The organism is Allokutzneria albata (assembly GCF_900103775.1).
Lineage (GTDB): Bacteria > Actinomycetota > Actinomycetes > Mycobacteriales > Pseudonocardiaceae > Allokutzneria > Allokutzneria albata.
Map to the genome: position 1 here is coordinate 491,724 of NZ_LT629701.1, position 13,667 is coordinate 505,390.

Annotated in this window: 12 protein-coding genes; 3 read left to right on the forward strand and 9 right to left on the reverse strand. The window is 70.9% G+C overall.

Annotated features, from left to right (window positions below; all coding sequences use genetic code 11):
• Positions 1 to 12: 12 nt before the first annotated feature.
• Positions 13 to 417 carry an RlpA-like double-psi beta-barrel domain-containing protein gene (locus BLT28_RS02325; protein ID WP_030433591.1) on the reverse strand — a complete coding sequence of 135 codons (405 nt, stop codon included), beginning with the start codon at positions 415 to 417 and terminating at the stop codon, positions 13 to 15.
• Between the two features lie 497 nt (positions 418 to 914).
• On the opposite strand from BLT28_RS02325, the gene BLT28_RS02330 reads away from it, so the two are divergent.
• The gene (locus BLT28_RS02330) at positions 915 to 2,282 is read left to right on the forward strand and encodes a serine/threonine-protein kinase (protein ID WP_052408226.1); all 1,368 of its coding nucleotides are present in this window, start codon (positions 915 to 917) and stop codon (positions 2,280 to 2,282) included.
• A 4-nt stretch (positions 2,283 to 2,286) separates the two neighbouring features.
• Here the strand turns inward: BLT28_RS02330 and BLT28_RS02335 are convergent, their stop codons facing one another.
• Both BLT28_RS02335 and BLT28_RS02340 read right to left on the reverse strand, forming a co-directional pair.
• Positions 2,287 to 2,595 (reverse strand): DUF3024 domain-containing protein, encoded by a 309-nt coding sequence (locus BLT28_RS02335; RefSeq protein ID WP_030433593.1) that lies wholly within the window; start codon positions 2,593 to 2,595, stop codon positions 2,287 to 2,289.
• Between the two features lie 32 nt (positions 2,596 to 2,627).
• The gene (locus tag BLT28_RS02340) at positions 2,628 to 3,662 is read right to left on the reverse strand and encodes a zinc-dependent alcohol dehydrogenase family protein (RefSeq protein ID WP_030433594.1); all 1,035 of its coding nucleotides are present in this window, start codon (positions 3,660 to 3,662) and stop codon (positions 2,628 to 2,630) included.
• 99 nt (positions 3,663 to 3,761) lie between these two features.
• On the opposite strand from BLT28_RS02340, the gene BLT28_RS40750 reads away from it, so the two are divergent.
• On the forward strand, positions 3,762 to 3,905 hold the full coding sequence (locus BLT28_RS40750) for a hypothetical protein (protein WP_169748597.1): 144 nt from the start codon (positions 3,762 to 3,764) through the stop codon (positions 3,903 to 3,905).
• A 258-nt stretch (positions 3,906 to 4,163) separates the two neighbouring features.
• On the opposite strand, the gene BLT28_RS02345 is transcribed toward BLT28_RS40750, so the two are convergent.
• The gene (locus BLT28_RS02345; RefSeq protein WP_030433595.1) at positions 4,164 to 4,745 is read right to left on the reverse strand and encodes a TetR/AcrR family transcriptional regulator; all 582 of its coding nucleotides are present in this window, start codon (positions 4,743 to 4,745) and stop codon (positions 4,164 to 4,166) included.
• A gap of 95 nt (positions 4,746 to 4,840) precedes the next feature.
• On the opposite strand from BLT28_RS02345, the gene BLT28_RS02350 reads away from it, so the two are divergent.
• A complete protein-coding gene (locus tag BLT28_RS02350) occupies positions 4,841 to 6,583 on the forward strand; it encodes an ABC transporter ATP-binding protein (RefSeq protein ID WP_030433596.1) in 1,743 nt (580 codons plus the stop codon).
• Positions 6,584 to 7,270: 687 nt separating this feature from the next.
• Here the strand turns inward: BLT28_RS02350 and secD are convergent.
• From secD to BLT28_RS02375, 5 genes are all read right to left on the reverse strand, one after another.
• A complete protein-coding gene (secD, locus tag BLT28_RS02355) occupies positions 7,271 to 9,541 on the reverse strand; it encodes a protein translocase subunit SecD (RefSeq protein WP_322788505.1) in 2,271 nt (756 codons plus the stop codon).
• 103 nt (positions 9,542 to 9,644) lie between these two features.
• Entirely contained in the window at positions 9,645 to 10,016 is a 372-nt protein-coding gene (locus tag BLT28_RS02360; RefSeq protein ID WP_030433598.1) for a hypothetical protein, read from the reverse strand.
• Between the two features lie 18 nt (positions 10,017 to 10,034).
• Positions 10,035 to 11,405: a cytosine permease gene (locus BLT28_RS02365; RefSeq protein ID WP_052408227.1), complete on the reverse strand. Its 1,371-nt coding sequence runs from the start codon at positions 11,403 to 11,405 to the stop codon at positions 10,035 to 10,037.
• 9 nt (positions 11,406 to 11,414) lie between these two features.
• Positions 11,415 to 12,452: a hypothetical protein gene (locus tag BLT28_RS02370; RefSeq protein ID WP_052408228.1), complete on the reverse strand. Its 1,038-nt coding sequence runs from the start codon at positions 12,450 to 12,452 to the stop codon at positions 11,415 to 11,417.
• A gap of 30 nt (positions 12,453 to 12,482) precedes the next feature.
• Complete coding sequence (locus tag BLT28_RS02375; protein WP_030433601.1) at positions 12,483 to 13,445, reverse strand: GlxA family transcriptional regulator; 963 nt, start codon at positions 13,443 to 13,445, stop codon at positions 12,483 to 12,485.
• Between the last annotated feature and the right edge of the window lie 222 nt (positions 13,446 to 13,667).

The following is a 13,667-nucleotide window of genomic DNA, read 5'->3' on the forward strand; positions in this document are numbered from 1 at the left end:
GCTCAGCCCTCCTCACGCGACCGTGCAGGGCAGGCGCCCGCCGGAGAGACTGCCGATCACGCTGTACGCGGCCGGGGTGAGGTCCATGATCCGGTTCGTGCCGCACTTGGTGCCGCAGCAGGTCTTCTCGCCGCACCACAGGTCGGTCTGCGGCCCGCAGTCGGCGATCTTGACCCGGACCGCCTTGTTGTTGCACAGGCTGGTGATGGTGAACTGGTACCCGCAGGTGCGGCGGACCAGGGTCTTGCCGCACTTGTCCGGCCTGGTGATGTCGAAGCACGCGGCGGAGGCGTTCGGCCACGCGCACTGCATGCTGGCGGAGTTGCAGGTCCCGCAGGCGCCCTTGCCGGTGGAGCCGCACGGACCCCAGGCGGCACCGCAACAGAACCAGGTCGTGGACCCGGTGGATGGAGCCATGTGGTTGCCCTCATTTCGCAAGACGGAGCACAGCGAACTGACGGGGCCGCCAAGGCAGGGGCGGCGGCCCCGTGGGAGAGATCCGCGGGCGGCCGGGGCAGGGGAGTCCGGCCGCGCGCGGACGACGCCGCCCGAGGGAACTCACGAAACGCGCCAGGCGAGCCCGCCGTCTCCGGGCTGGCCCGGCGTCGGCGAGCGGCGTGCTGACGCAGGGATGGTTATCGGGTAACCAAAATCACGGTAAGCCCGAGAATGGATTTCGGCGAGGGTCCGTCCGCGCCAGCCGGTACGGCCTAACGGCCCACGGCCGTCCGTGGTTGCGCGGAGCGCGCAGTGGTTTGTGCCACAAGGTCGTTCGAATGGAGTAGGCGCAGGTCACAGCGATCCGACGGGTCGAGCGGGGAGACTGGCGGTGTTTTGTCATCCGGACGGGGGGCCGGGCCTCCTAGGCTAGGAGGCGAACAGGCATCGACGAGTACGGAAAACCGGGGTAGTAGATGACGTCGACAGAGGCTGGCGACGATCAGGGACGGCTGCTGGGCGGGCGCTACCGCCTCGGCGAACTGATCGGGCGCGGCGGCATGGGCTCCGTGTGGAGTGCTGTCGACGAGATGCTGCGCCGCGACGTCGCGGTCAAAGAAGTCACCGCGCCCGCCTGGGTCAGCGACGAGGAACGCCGCTCGCTCGCCGATCGCACCATGCGCGAGGCCAGGGCCGCCGCCAGGATCAGCCATCCCAACGTGGTCACCGTCTACGACGTGGTGGACGAGGACGGACGTCCGTGGATCGTGATGGAGCTGGTGAGGGCGCCCTCGCTGGCGCAGGTCGTGGAACGGGACGGCGCGCTGGCGCCGAGCCGGGTCGCCGCGATCGCGCTGCAGGTCTTCGCCGCGCTCAGCGCCGCGCACGAGCACGGCATCCTGCACCGCGACGTGAAGCCGGGCAACGTGCTGGTGCACGACACCGGGCGCACCGTGCTCACCGACTTCGGCATCGCGACGGTGCAGGGCGACGCGTCGCTGACCGTCTCCGGGATGCTGGTCGGGGCGCCCGGCTACATCGCCCCGGAGCGCGCCCGCGGCCTGGAGGTCGGCACCGCCTCCGACCTGTGGTCCCTCGCGGCCACGATGTACGCGGCCGTGGAGGGCAAACCGCCGTTCGACCGCACGGGGGCGCTGCCGACGCTGACCGCGGTGCTCACCGAGGACCCGGAGCCGATGCGCAACGCGGGCCCGCTGCGCCCGCTGATCGAGGCGATGCTGCGCAAGGAGCCCGAGGAGCGGCCGAGCCCGGCCGAGGTGGAGAGCGTCCTGCGCCGCGTCGCGCTCGGCGACCTCGGCGAGGACGAAGCGGCGACCGTGCTGGTGTCCTCGGGCGTCGGCGCGGGCGCGACGGCGTCCCTGGTCAAGGGCGAGCCGACCCGGGTGCAACCCGCGCTCAAGGCCGCCGCGGCCGCCGCGCAGCCCTGGTACCAGCGCACCCCGGCGAAGGTCGGCGCGGGCCTGGGCGTGGCGATCCTGACCGCGGGCACGGCACTGGCGATCGCGTTGCTGATCAACCAGCCCGACCCGATCGACCCCGGCGGGGACGGTGGGGCCGGGAACTCGCCGAGCCAGGTCCCGCCCTCGGCGCCCCTGGTCAGCGGCGAGGAGACGACGACGTCGAGGCGGGGCCGGCCGCAGACGACCACGCCGTCCACGTCGCACTCCACGACCTCGTGGCAGCCGAGCACCACGAGCCAGCCGCCACCGCCGACCACGACGCCCTCGAAGCCGAGCACCACCAAGCCGACCACCCAGCCCAGCTCGCCGTCGACCCCGCCGGACCCCGGCGGTGTCGACATCGGCGGATTGCGTCAGCACTGAGGGGCTACCAGAAGCCGGGCTCCCCGCCGACCACGTCCAGCAGGGGGCCGGGAGTGCTGTGCGGGGGCACGTCCGGCAGCGGCTGCCAGCGGGCGTTGCGGTCCGGCCCGTAGAGCCGCCACAGGCTGCCGTCGTGGCGCAGCTGGGCGATCGCCCTGCGCGGCCCGTCCGCCCAGGGCGCGCGGACCTCGTAGATCGTGACGTGCGAAGCGCGCACCGTGCACTCGACGCGGACCTGGTGGAGGGCGCGCTCAGGGATGCGCCCTTCACACCAGCGGACGATCTGGCGCAGGTGCGGGTCCGGGACGGCCATGCGCGATGGTGGCACGGCCGCCCACGGTTCCGTCAAAGGGTGATCAAGACCTTCAGTGCACGACGGTCGTTCATCGCCGCGTAGCCCTCGGCCACCTCGTCGAGCTTGATCGTGGTGTCGAAGATCGGGGACGGGTCGACCGCGCCGGAGAGCACGTCGGGCAGCAGCTCCTCGATGTAGGCGCGGGCCGGGGCGACGCCGCCGCGCAGCGCGATGTTGCGCTTGAAGAGGCGGTCGATGTCCAGGCCCTCGCCGCCCAGGTGCGGTACGCCCACGTAGCCGATGCCGCCGCCGGGCCGGGCGATCGAGATGGCCGTCTGCATGGACTGCGAGGTGCCGACGGCTTCGATCACCGCGTGCGCGCCCTCGCCGCCGGTCAGCTCGTTGACCGCTTCGACCGCCTCGTCGCCGCGCGCGGCCACGACGTCGGTGGCGCCGAAGGTGCGGGCGATCGCGGTGCGGGTCTCGTGGCGGCCCATCGCGATGATCCGCTCCGCGCCGAGGCGACGTGCCGCGAGAACGGCGCACAGGCCGACCGCGCCGTCACCGACCACCGCGACGGTCGCACCGGGGCGGACTCCGGCGATGGTGGCAGCGTGGTGACCGGTCGGCAGCACGTCCGACAGCGACAGCAACGCGGGCATCAGGGCCTCGTCGGCGTCCGAGGGGAGCTTGACGAGGGTGGCGTCGGCGAACGGGACGCGCACCGCCTCGCCCTGTCCGCCGTCGTTCGCCTTGCCCCACATGCCGCCGTTGACGCAGGAGGTGGGCAGCTGTTCGCGGCAGTACGCGCACTCGCCGTCGCTGAACATGAACGGAGCCACCACGAGGTCGCCGACGCGCAGCGTGGAGACGCCCGCGCCGACCTCGGCGACCCGGCCGAGGAACTCGTGGCCGATCCGGGCGCCCGGCTGCGAGGGGGAGACGCCCTGGTAGGGCCAGAGGTCGCTGCCGCAGATGCAGGAGTGGGTCACGGTCACCACGGCGTCGGTCGGTTGGGTGATCACCGGGTCGGGTACCCGCTCGACGCGGATGTCGCCGGGGCCGTGGAGGGTGGTCGCGAGCATGTGTGTCCCTGGGGTCGAGCGGAGTCGTGGCGGCGGCCCCACCAGCTTGCCCCACAAAACCTGGCACACTCGAAGTCAAACGGACAAAGGGGACGCGATATGGCCGGACTCTTCAGCAAGATCCAGCGCTTCCTGCGCAGTCCCAAGGGGCGTGAACTCCAGCACAAGGCACGCCGCATCGCGCAGGACCCGCACACGCGCCGCAAGGTGACCGACGCGCTGCGGAGGTTCCGCAGGCGCTAGGGACAGCAGCGACCCCCGGGCTTCTTCCTGCTGCGCAGGCCGAGCCTGGACTGTGGCTCGGAGCTCCGGGGGTCGGGTAGCTGCCTGGAATTCGCCGGACGCTTATCCCGCGGTGCACCACGGGGCCGACGTTGTGAAGGCCGTTGGCGGTCCTAGCGGACAGCCACCTCACGAGTCCTGTTGATATTCAACGTTGGACCACCTCCTTTCCCGTGTGCGGTCAGGCTATGTCCGCGCTCCCAAGGGCCGCAACGCTTTTTACCGCGTGGGACGCGCGAGCATCCCGTGCTCCAGCGTCCTGGTGATGGACTCCAGCGCCGCGTGCCTGGTCATCGTGCCCTCGGTGGTCGCGTCGATGCCCATGTAGACCACCGCCCACAGCACGCGGTTGAGCCATTCCTTGCTCACCTCGGGGTCGAAGTAGCCCTCCCGCTGACCGCGCTCCAGCAGCGCGAACACCGGCGCGTCCAGCTCGTCGAGGTCGCCGACCAGGTCCTTGCGCGTGTCGATCAGGTGCTCGCCGAAGAGCACCAGCAGCACCGGGCTCAGCTCGAAGTAGGTGTGGATGATCCGGCGCAGCCCCTGGGCCGGTGTGCCCTGGTCCAGCTCGGCGGCGGCGACCGCGGCGGTCAGCTGCGCCATCGAGTCCTCCACCACCGCCGACAGCAGCTCGGTGCGCTCCGGGAAGTAGCGGTGCAGCGTGCTCCGGCCGACGCCGGCCGCGTCCGCCACCTCCGCGAGCGAGGCCTGCGGCCGGGTGGCCAGCAGGGCGATCGCGGCGTCGAGGATGGCCCGCCTGGTCCGGCTGCGGCTTCCGGATTCCCTGGTCGTGCTCGGCATCCGCCCACTCTAGCCAGTCAGGGACGTCGATATCTATTTATGGGGCATTGATGTCCCAAAGTGCTACGCTCGCGCTCGACACGAGGGGGAACGCGATGGAACCGACACCGGCGAAGTGGCAGAACATCCGGGTGCTGTGGAGCTTCGTCCACCCGCACCGCAAGGTCCTGTTGGCCGGACTGCTGCTGGCGCTCGGGGCCACCGGTGCCGCGCTGGCGACGCCGATGGTGACCAAGGCGGTCCTGGACGCGCTCGCGCTGTCCGCGTCGGTGAGCGGGCCGGTGACGCTGCTGGTCGTGCTGCTGGTGGCCGGATCGCTGTTCGGCCTGGGCCAGTGGACGCTGCTGGGCAGGCTCGCCGAGCGGATCGTGCTGGACGCCCGCACCTCGATGGTGCGGCGGCTGTTCCGCGTCCGGGTCGCCGAGCTGTCCAACCGCACCAGCGGTGAACTGGTCACCCGGGTCACCTCCGACACCGTGCTGCTGCGCGAGGCCGCCGCGGCCAGCCTGGTGGACTTCGTCAACGGCACCGTGCTGCTCGTCGGCTCGCTGGTGCTGATGGCCACGCTGGACTGGGTGCTGCTGTCCACGACGATCGGCATGCTCGCGCTCGTCGGGATCTCCGTCGCGGTCCTGATGCCGTCGATGTCAGGTGCGCAGCGGCAGGCGCAGGCCGCGGTCGGCCGCCTCGGCGGAGTGCTCGAAGGCGCGCTGCGGGCCATCCGCACGGTCAAGGCCAGCCGCGCCGAGGCCAGGGAGAGCGACCGCGTGCTCGCCGAGGCCCGCGAGTCCAACCGGCAGAGCGTCCGCGCGGTCCACATCCAGGCGATCGCCTGGTGCGTCTCCAGCTTCGGCGTGCAGCTGGCGATCCTGTTCGTGCTCGCGCTCGGCGCGTGGCGGGTCAGCTCCGGTGAGCTCGCCGTGTCCGGACTGGTCGCTTTCCTGCTCTACGCGTTCCAGGTGATGGACCCGGTGAACACGCTGACCCAGGCCGTCACCCACCTGCAGTCCGGGATCGCCGCCGCGGCGCGCATCCGCGAGGTGGAGAGCTTCGGGGTGGAGGACTCCAACGCCACCGTGACGCCGATGGGGGAGCGCGGATCGCCGAACGTGTTGTCCTTCAACGGGGTCACCGCGCGCTACGTGCCCGGCGGACCGCCCGCCCTCGACGGCGTCGACCTGGAGATCCCGCGCATCGGGCACACGGCGTTCGTCGGCCCTTCCGGCGCGGGCAAGACGACGATGTTCTCGTTGATGCTGCGCTTCCTCCAGCCGGAGCACGGCGAGCTGTGCCTGGACGGTGTCCCCTTCGGGCAGTTGTCGATCGAGGACGTGCGCAAGCGGATCGTCTACGTCGAGCAGGACACCCCGCTGCTGCCGGGAACCGTGCGGGAGAACGTGCTCTACACCCACGCCGACGCTTCGGAGGAGGCTGTGTGGGCGGCGTTGCGCGCCGTGCGGCTCGACGAGCGGGTGCGGCGGCTGGAGCACGGTCTGGACACGCCGTTGTCCGGAGCGGCCATCTCCGGCGGTGAGCGCCAGCGGATCGCACTGGCCCGCGCGCTGGTGACCGACCCGGAGATCCTCTTGCTGGACGAGGCGACCGCGCAGCTCGACGGGCTGACCGAGGCCGCGGTGCAGGAGGTGATCAAGCGCGCCGCCCGAACCGGGGCCGTGCTGACCATCGCGCACCGACTGTCCACTGTGGTCGATGCGGATCAGATCGTGTTGCTGGACAAGGGGAAGCTGCGCGCGGTCGGCACACATGCGGAGCTGGTGCGCTCCGACGAGCTCTACCGCGACCTCGTCGGAGCGCTCCGCATCGCCGTCCCCGCGTGACACTTCGCGGGTGAACAGCTGCACCGGCTCGTCCGAGCCGCCCGGCATCGCGGCCGGGCTGACCGTCGAAGCCGTCGCCCTTGCCTCCCCCCGCGCTTCGGAAGCGCTGACGATGTCCACTCTGAGTGGTCCCAGACCGTTCCGCGTGCCCCATGGCACCCCCTGGCCCGTACTGGCCCTTCGCGGCACAGGCTGGCATCTGCCCTCACCCGGACAGCCCCGCTTGTCGGTGCCCGCTCCTACCTTGGCCGCGCGGCTGGGAACGATCAGGGGAGACCGTGGGCACGCTCGGGGACGTCATCACCCGCCTACGCCCACGACCCTGGCGCCGACGAAGCACTAGGCCGCGCGCGAACTCTTCACCTCAGCCGGTGCACGGCCGACCTGCCTCACCTGGCAGGAAGACGCCGAAGTGGAGCGGCCCGGCGCTTCCGAGTAGCGCCGGGCCGCCGTTGGCCTGGTCAGGTCCCTTCCGGCCAGTAACGGCCAGACGGGGACGAGGGACGAAACCGCCGTGTTCCCCGTGGGCGCACGACCCGGCCAATCCCCGCCGAACCTGGCCCCTTCCAGCCCCATCAGACCGCCCTGACCAGCATCAACGCTGGTAGACGGCAACCCCGTCAATACTGTGGCGTTCGTTTCGCTAGACGTAACGAATGCCCCATCGGGTACATCACCCGGGTGGGGCTAGACGACGGCGCCGGTGCGGTCGCGTTTGTGCGCCGGGGTGGTGGAGTAGTGGGACTTCTTCTTGGTGCGCTGCTTGCCCGCGCCCGGCCACCGCTTGTCCAGCAGCACCGCGATCGGCGCCGCCGTCACGATGGTCGAGAGCGTGCCCGCGACCAGGCCGAGCAGCATCGCCAGCGCGAAGTCGGCTAGTGACCCGCCGCCGAGCGTGAGCAGCGCGCCGAGCACGAACAGCACACCGATACCGGTGTTCACCGTGCGCGGCAGGGTCTGCAGCACGGCCGCGCTGCTGACCCTGGCGAAGGTCTCCTTCGGCCGCAGCCCGCGGAGTTCGCGCACCCGGTCGAAGACCACGACGGAGTCGTTGACCGAGTAGCCGATCACCGTGAGCATCGCGGCGAGGAAGACCGCGTCGAGGGTCTTGTCCAGCCACGCGAACGTGCCGAGCACGATCAGCACGTCGGCGGTCAGCGCGAGCACGGTCGCGACGCCGAGCCGCCAGTCGAACCGGAACGCCAGGTACGCCAGCTGCGCCAGGACGGCGAGCAGCAGCGCGATGAGGGCGTTGTTGCGCAGCTCGACACCGAGGCTCGGGCCGATCTTCTCGTCGCGGATCTGCTCCGCCTTGCCCGCGGCCTTGGCGACCGCGTCACGGATCGGCGCGGTGTTCTCGACGGGCTCGGTGCGCACGGTCACCGCGTTGTCGCCGGACGCCTGCACGATCGCGCGCGGGAATCCGGCGTTGCTGACGGCGTTCCGGACGTTCTCGACGTTGGCGGGCGCGCCGGTCGAGTACTCCAGCACCCGTCCACCCGTGAACTCGACGCCGAGGTTGATGCCGCGCACGAACACACCCGCGAACAGCAGTACGAGCACGACGGCGGAGCCGATCAGCCAGCGGCCCGCGCGGTCGTAGAGCTTCGGGTCGCGGGCCTCCAGCCTGCGCCGGACGACGCCGTGGTGCGCGAGGCCGGTGATCTTGGGGTGCTTGGCCAGCGGGCCGCGGACGGCGAGGAACAGCAGCGCCCTGGTGAGCACCAGGGTGGAGAACATCGCGCCGAGCACACCGATGGTGAGCGTGACGCCGAAGCCCTTCACCGGCCCCGTCGCCAGCCAGAACAGCAGACCGGCTGCCAGCAGCGTGGTGATGTTGGAGTCCACGATCGCCGACAACGCGTTGCCGAAACCGCGGTCGATCGCCTTCGGCAAGCGCTGGTCGGCGCGCGTGCCGAGGAACTCCTCGCGCGTCCGCTCGAAGACGAGCACGGTGGAGTCCACCGCCATGCCGATCGCGAGCACGAGACCCGCCAGACCGGGCAACGTCAGCGTCGCGCCGATGAACAGCAGCAACGCGTAGGACAGGGCGGAGTAGCCGACGAGCGCGATCACCGAGATCAGCCCGGCGACGCGGTAGACGACGATGAGGAACAGCGCGGTCAGGGCGAGGCCGATGATGCCCGCCTCGACGCTGGCGCGGATGGCGTCGGCGCCCAGGGTCGGGCCGACGGTCCGCTGTTCGATGACCTCGACCGGCACCGGCAGCGCGCCGCCCTTGATCAGCACCGCCAGCTCGGAGGCCTCCTGGTTGCTGAACCGGCCGGTGATCTGGGTGGAGCCGCCGAGGATGCCGACGTTGCAGCTGACCTGCGGATTCACCTCGGGCGCCGAGATGATCTTGTCGTCGAGGGCGATGGCCACGCGGCGCATCGGGCTGCCGACGGGCGCGCACGCGGCCTGCCCGGTGAGCTTGCCCCACGCGGTGCCGCCCGCGGACTGGAACTTGATCGACACCACGTAGCCGGGGCCGTCCTGCGCCATGCCCGCGCTGGCGTCGGCGACGCCCTCACCGGTCAGCGCGATGGGGCCGAGCACCAGCTGCTCGCCGTCGGTGGTGGGCAGCACCTTCTGTCCCGGCTTCGGCTGGGTACCGGGCTGCTGGGCGCTGATCACCGGGTGGAAGGTCAGCTGCGCGGTGCGGCCGATGACCTCGACGGCCTTGCGCGGGTCCTGCACCCCGGGCAGCTCGATGATGATCCGGTTCTCGCCGGAGCGGGCCAGCGTCGGCTCGGAGACGCCGAGCTGGTCGACCCGGCGGCGCAGGACCTCGAGTGCGCGGTCGGTGGTACCCGCGTCCGCCTTGGCCTGGGGGGAGTCCTTGGCCTGCAGCACGATCTGGGTTCCGCCGCGCAGGTCGAGGCCGAGGCGCGGAGCGGTGGTGAGGATGAGGAAAACGGACGCGGCGAGGACCGCGAGGGCGACGAACACCCTCACGACGGGTCCCCGGCGCGCGCGTGGGCGCGACATGGGTGGAAAGCCTCCGGTTGAGCCGTTGTCCACAGAGGACAGACGGGGGATGGTGACGGTCGTCGTTCGCTCAGGCGCGCGGAGGCGGCGCGCGCGAGCCGACCCGCGTGGTGGGCTCGGCGAACGATCCGGAGAGGCTGTCCTGCGCGGCGTTGCCCAGCGGCGCGAGGGGTTCGGGCACCGGTTCAGCGGGTGGCAGCAGCGCGATCAGCACCGGCCCCGCGGCGAGGTAGCCGCGCACCGGGACGGCGTAGGCCTGCTGGCGCCCGCGCAGCGTCGGGCTCGGGTGCGCCAGCTCGGAGACCACGTGCCTGGCGTGCTGGTCACCCTCGTCGGGGATGGAGGCGAACGCGGGGGAGGCCAGCCCGAGGGCGGCCAGTGCCGCGAGCAGGACGAGCAGCGCGGGCAGCAGGGGCCGCCGCTTCGTGCTCGTCACCATCATGTGGCACAGAGTAGCGGGCTACGTCACTGGCTGTCTCCGGCCATCCGGAGTCCGTTCTCCACAGAGGACGTAGTAAAGGACCCCCGCCATCAGGGCGCCGGACAACCAGGAGAAGTCGGTGTCGCCCAGCGCCTTGGCCAGCGGGCCCTGCATCAGCGGGACCATGCCGTACTGCCACGCCCAGCCCGCCACCAGCCCGCCGCCCAGGCTGACCAGTGCGCGCGCGTTCACCGTGCGCGACTCCTCGTACAAGTCGCTGACGACGATCTTCCCCTTGCGCAGCAGGAAGAAGTCCACCAGCACGATGCTCGCCCACGGGCTGATCCAGACCAGGATCGACACCAGCCAGTGGTCGAAGGCCCGCGCGAAGTCGTCGGCCTGGACGAACACCACCAGCACCGCCGACGCCACGATCCCGGCCACCAGCGTGACCTGCCACCGCGCCGCCTTGATCCCGATGGACAGGGCGGCCAGCGAGCACGAGTACAGGTTGAGGATGTTCGTCGCCACCGGCCCGTGCATGATCAGCAGCAGCACGGGCAGCGCCATCGCGCCGAACGCGCTCACCACGAGCGCGGACGGGTCCGTGCTGCCGCCGGTGCTGGCCAGGCACGCGCCCAGCGCGGCGAGCCACACGGTCGGCACGTACATGCCCAGCGAGGTCGACCAGAACACCGACCTCGCCGAGGCCCCCGGCCGCACGAACCGGCTGTAGTCGGCCGAGTACGGCAGCCACGTGATGCCCCAGCCGATGCCGATCGCGGTGAGCAGCTGGGTGACCGCGGTGAGCTTGTCGGCGGGCTCGGTGGCCGTCGCCGCCGTCCAGTTCAGGTCGGCCTGGCTCAGCGCGAGCACGGTCATGATCGCCATCACCAGCACGGTGGCGGGCACGGTGTACTTCTCGAACGTCCGGATCGCGTAGAAGCCGTAGAGCGCGAGCCCGAGCTGCACCACCATGATGATCGCGGCGATGAGGTACTTCATCCCGGTGCCGCCGTGCACGCCCAGCTGCCGCAGCACGGCCAGCACCAGGTCGAGCACCACCCAGGTGTTCACGCCCACCCAGCCCATCGAGACCAGGCACTGCACCACGCCCGGGACGATCGCGCCGCGCCTGCCGAACGGGGCCCGGCCGAGCACCATCTGGTTCACCCCGGTGCGGTGCCCGATCAGGTTGAACAGCCCGAAGACGGCGCAGCCGACCAGGTTGCCGAGCGCGATCACGATCAGCGTCTCGGCCAGGCTCAGCCCGAGGGTGACGCCGAGCGCGCCGAGCACCCAGTTGATGGGGGCGATGTTGGCCCCGGACCAGATCCAGAACTGCTCCCAGGGGGTGGAGTCCCGGTGCTCGGTGGGGATCGGCTCAATGCCGTGCGCGTCGAACGCCATCGGCACACCCTAAGCATCCCGCTGCTCGTCGAGAAGGCGCAGCGCCCGCTCATAGCGGAGGTTTCCGGCCCGAAGCTCGTCCACCGCCGCCCTGAGCGTGCCGGGTTCGCGGTCCGCGGCGAGCCGCGCGAGCGTGTGCAGCGGGACCACGAGCGTTCGCAACGCCCGAGGTGTGGCTGAGCTGAGGAACGGGTGCTTGCCGAACAACGTCTCGTCCCAGCCCCGGTAGTCCCACTTCCCCGGCGCGGCGCGCAGCAGCGCCTCGCCGACGTAGCGCACCGCTCCCACGACGAACGGACTGTCGACAGCCTCGTCGACCGCCGCCCAGTCGGCGAACCGGTCGAGCACGAGCGGTTCGAGCGCGTCGAGCGAGGAGAGCGTGAAGTCGAAGGGGAACTCCGTCGGGAGGAAACGGTTCCGCCATCCGGCGAGCGCACTGTCCATCTCGGACCGCCACCCGTCGAGGAACGCTTCGGGCCGGGGTGAAGGTGCCCGGTCCTCGAACGCGATCCCGAACTCCTCGGTCAGCGCCCGCGCCTGTTCCGGTGTGGCCAGGACGTAGTAGTCGTCCTCGCAGCCCTTGTGCTCCTCGCGGTAGTACTGGTGGAAGACGCGGGGGTCGTCGCCGCCGGGCTCCAGATCCTCGATCTGGTCCGCGACCGCGCCCTGGTCGACGTAGTCGTCAACGAGGTGCTCGACGACCCACCAGACCGTTTCCCCGTCGCGCAGGAAGTGCAGCACCTCGCCGTGGTCCTCGTCGCGCACCAGCACGACGTCGGAGAAGGTGACCCCGGTCATCGGTGACACCTCGTTCTCGAACAGGAACCGGTAGTAGTCACCGACGTAGTCGACGTCCTCGCCGTGCACCGAAAAGGCGACACCGAACTCCGGAAGCCATTCCAGGAACTCCTCGGCCACCATCGGCTGGTCCAGGTAGCCCTCGTCCCCGTTGCCGATGTGGGCGAGCGCGGCGACCGCCTTGTCCTGGGGCAGCATGCCCAGTTCCACCATGCGGCCGGAGAGCTCGCGGAGCGTCCTCTTGGTCATGGGCGGGATTGTGGCACCCGCCCCTGACAGTCAGGCGCGCATGCGGGCCCGGTACTTCGTCGGCGTCGTGTCCACTGTGGACTGGAAGTGGGTGCGCAACGCCGCGGCGCAGCTGAAGCCGACCGCGCGGGCGATCCCCTCGACCGGGATCTCCGTCAGCTCCAGCAGGCGTTGGGCCGTCGCGATGCGCTGGCGCAGGATCCACTGCTGCGGGGACATCCCGGTCTCGGCGCGGAACCGCCTGGTGAAGGTGCGCTCCGACATGTGGACGCGGGCGGCCAGCTCGCGCACGGACAGCTTCTCGTGCACGTGCCGGAGCATCCACTCGCGCAGCTCGTCGAGGCAGTAGTCCGCGTCCGCGGGCACCGGCTGCTCGATCACCTGGGAGCGCTGACCGCCGCGGTGCCCCGGCAGCACCATGTTGCGCGCCGCGTGGTTGGCCGCGGCGATCCCGAGATCGAGGCTGATCAGCCGCAGGCACAGGTCCGTCCCGCCGCAGCCGCCGCTCGCGGTGAACACCGAGCCGGACTCCACGTAGAGCACGTCGGGGTCGACCTTGACGCCGGTGAACTGCTCGCCCAGCACCTCGGCGAGCAGCCAGTGCGTGGTGGCCTCGCGCCCGTCCAGCACGCCCGCCCGCGCCAGCACGAAGGCCCCGCTGCAGATCGAGGCCATCCGGGTGCCCGAATCGTGTGCTTTCCGGACCTCCGCGAGCAGCCACTCGGGCAGCTCGATCTGCTCGTCGTGCAGGCCGGGGCTGATCACCGTGTCGGCTTGGGCGATCAGCTCGGGGCCGCCGTGCACCTCGATCCGCAGGCCGCTCGCGGTCGCGACCGGCTGCCCGTCGAGGCTGGCCTGCCGCACCCGGTAGGGCCGGAACGGCACGCCGGGTGGCGGCTCGTAGTCGTCGAGGCAGTACTCGAAGATCTGCCACGGGGTCGCCAGATCAAATGCCACGGTGCCCGGCAAGGCCAGCACCACCACCTCGTGCATGGCGGAAAACCCTCCAGCGGTGACCGATTACCCACTTTTCCGGACGGCGGCACTCTAACCAGGATTGCCTTGGGATTTCCACCGGTGTTTGCGCAGGTAGCGCGGATGTTCACGGGCGGCAACCCTGATATCGAAGAATTTCCCGGGATGTAGTTCCCGGGGCAGTGGTCCAGTCCAGGGAAAGAAAAAGTGGTCCGACTTGACAGTTTGGCCGCAAAGGGG

What these genes read in the sequence shown, in the direction of transcription:
- BLT28_RS02325 (WP_030433591.1), bottom strand. Translation starts at nt 417, where the DNA reads ATGGCTCCATCCACCGGGTCCACGACCTGGTTCTGTTGCGGTGCCGCC.
- BLT28_RS02330 (WP_052408226.1), top strand. Translation starts at nt 915, where the DNA reads ATGACGTCGACAGAGGCTGGCGACGATCAGGGACGGCTGCTGGGCGGG.
- BLT28_RS02335 (WP_030433593.1), bottom strand. Translation starts at nt 2,595, where the DNA reads ATGGCCGTCCCGGACCCGCACCTGCGCCAGATCGTCCGCTGGTGTGAA.
- BLT28_RS02340 (WP_030433594.1), bottom strand. Translation starts at nt 3,662, where the DNA reads ATGCTCGCGACCACCCTCCACGGCCCCGGCGACATCCGCGTCGAGCGG.
- BLT28_RS40750 (WP_169748597.1), top strand. Translation starts at nt 3,762, where the DNA reads ATGGCCGGACTCTTCAGCAAGATCCAGCGCTTCCTGCGCAGTCCCAAG.
- BLT28_RS02345 (WP_030433595.1), bottom strand. Translation starts at nt 4,745, where the DNA reads ATGCCGAGCACGACCAGGGAATCCGGAAGCCGCAGCCGGACCAGGCGG.
- BLT28_RS02350 (WP_030433596.1), top strand. Translation starts at nt 4,841, where the DNA reads ATGGAACCGACACCGGCGAAGTGGCAGAACATCCGGGTGCTGTGGAGC.
- BLT28_RS02360 (WP_030433598.1), bottom strand. Translation starts at nt 10,016, where the DNA reads ATGATGGTGACGAGCACGAAGCGGCGGCCCCTGCTGCCCGCGCTGCTC.
- BLT28_RS02365 (WP_052408227.1), bottom strand. Translation starts at nt 11,405, where the DNA reads ATGGCGTTCGACGCGCACGGCATTGAGCCGATCCCCACCGAGCACCGG.
- BLT28_RS02370 (WP_052408228.1), bottom strand. Translation starts at nt 12,452, where the DNA reads ATGACCAAGAGGACGCTCCGCGAGCTCTCCGGCCGCATGGTGGAACTG.
- BLT28_RS02375 (WP_030433601.1), bottom strand. Translation starts at nt 13,445, where the DNA reads ATGCACGAGGTGGTGGTGCTGGCCTTGCCGGGCACCGTGGCATTTGAT.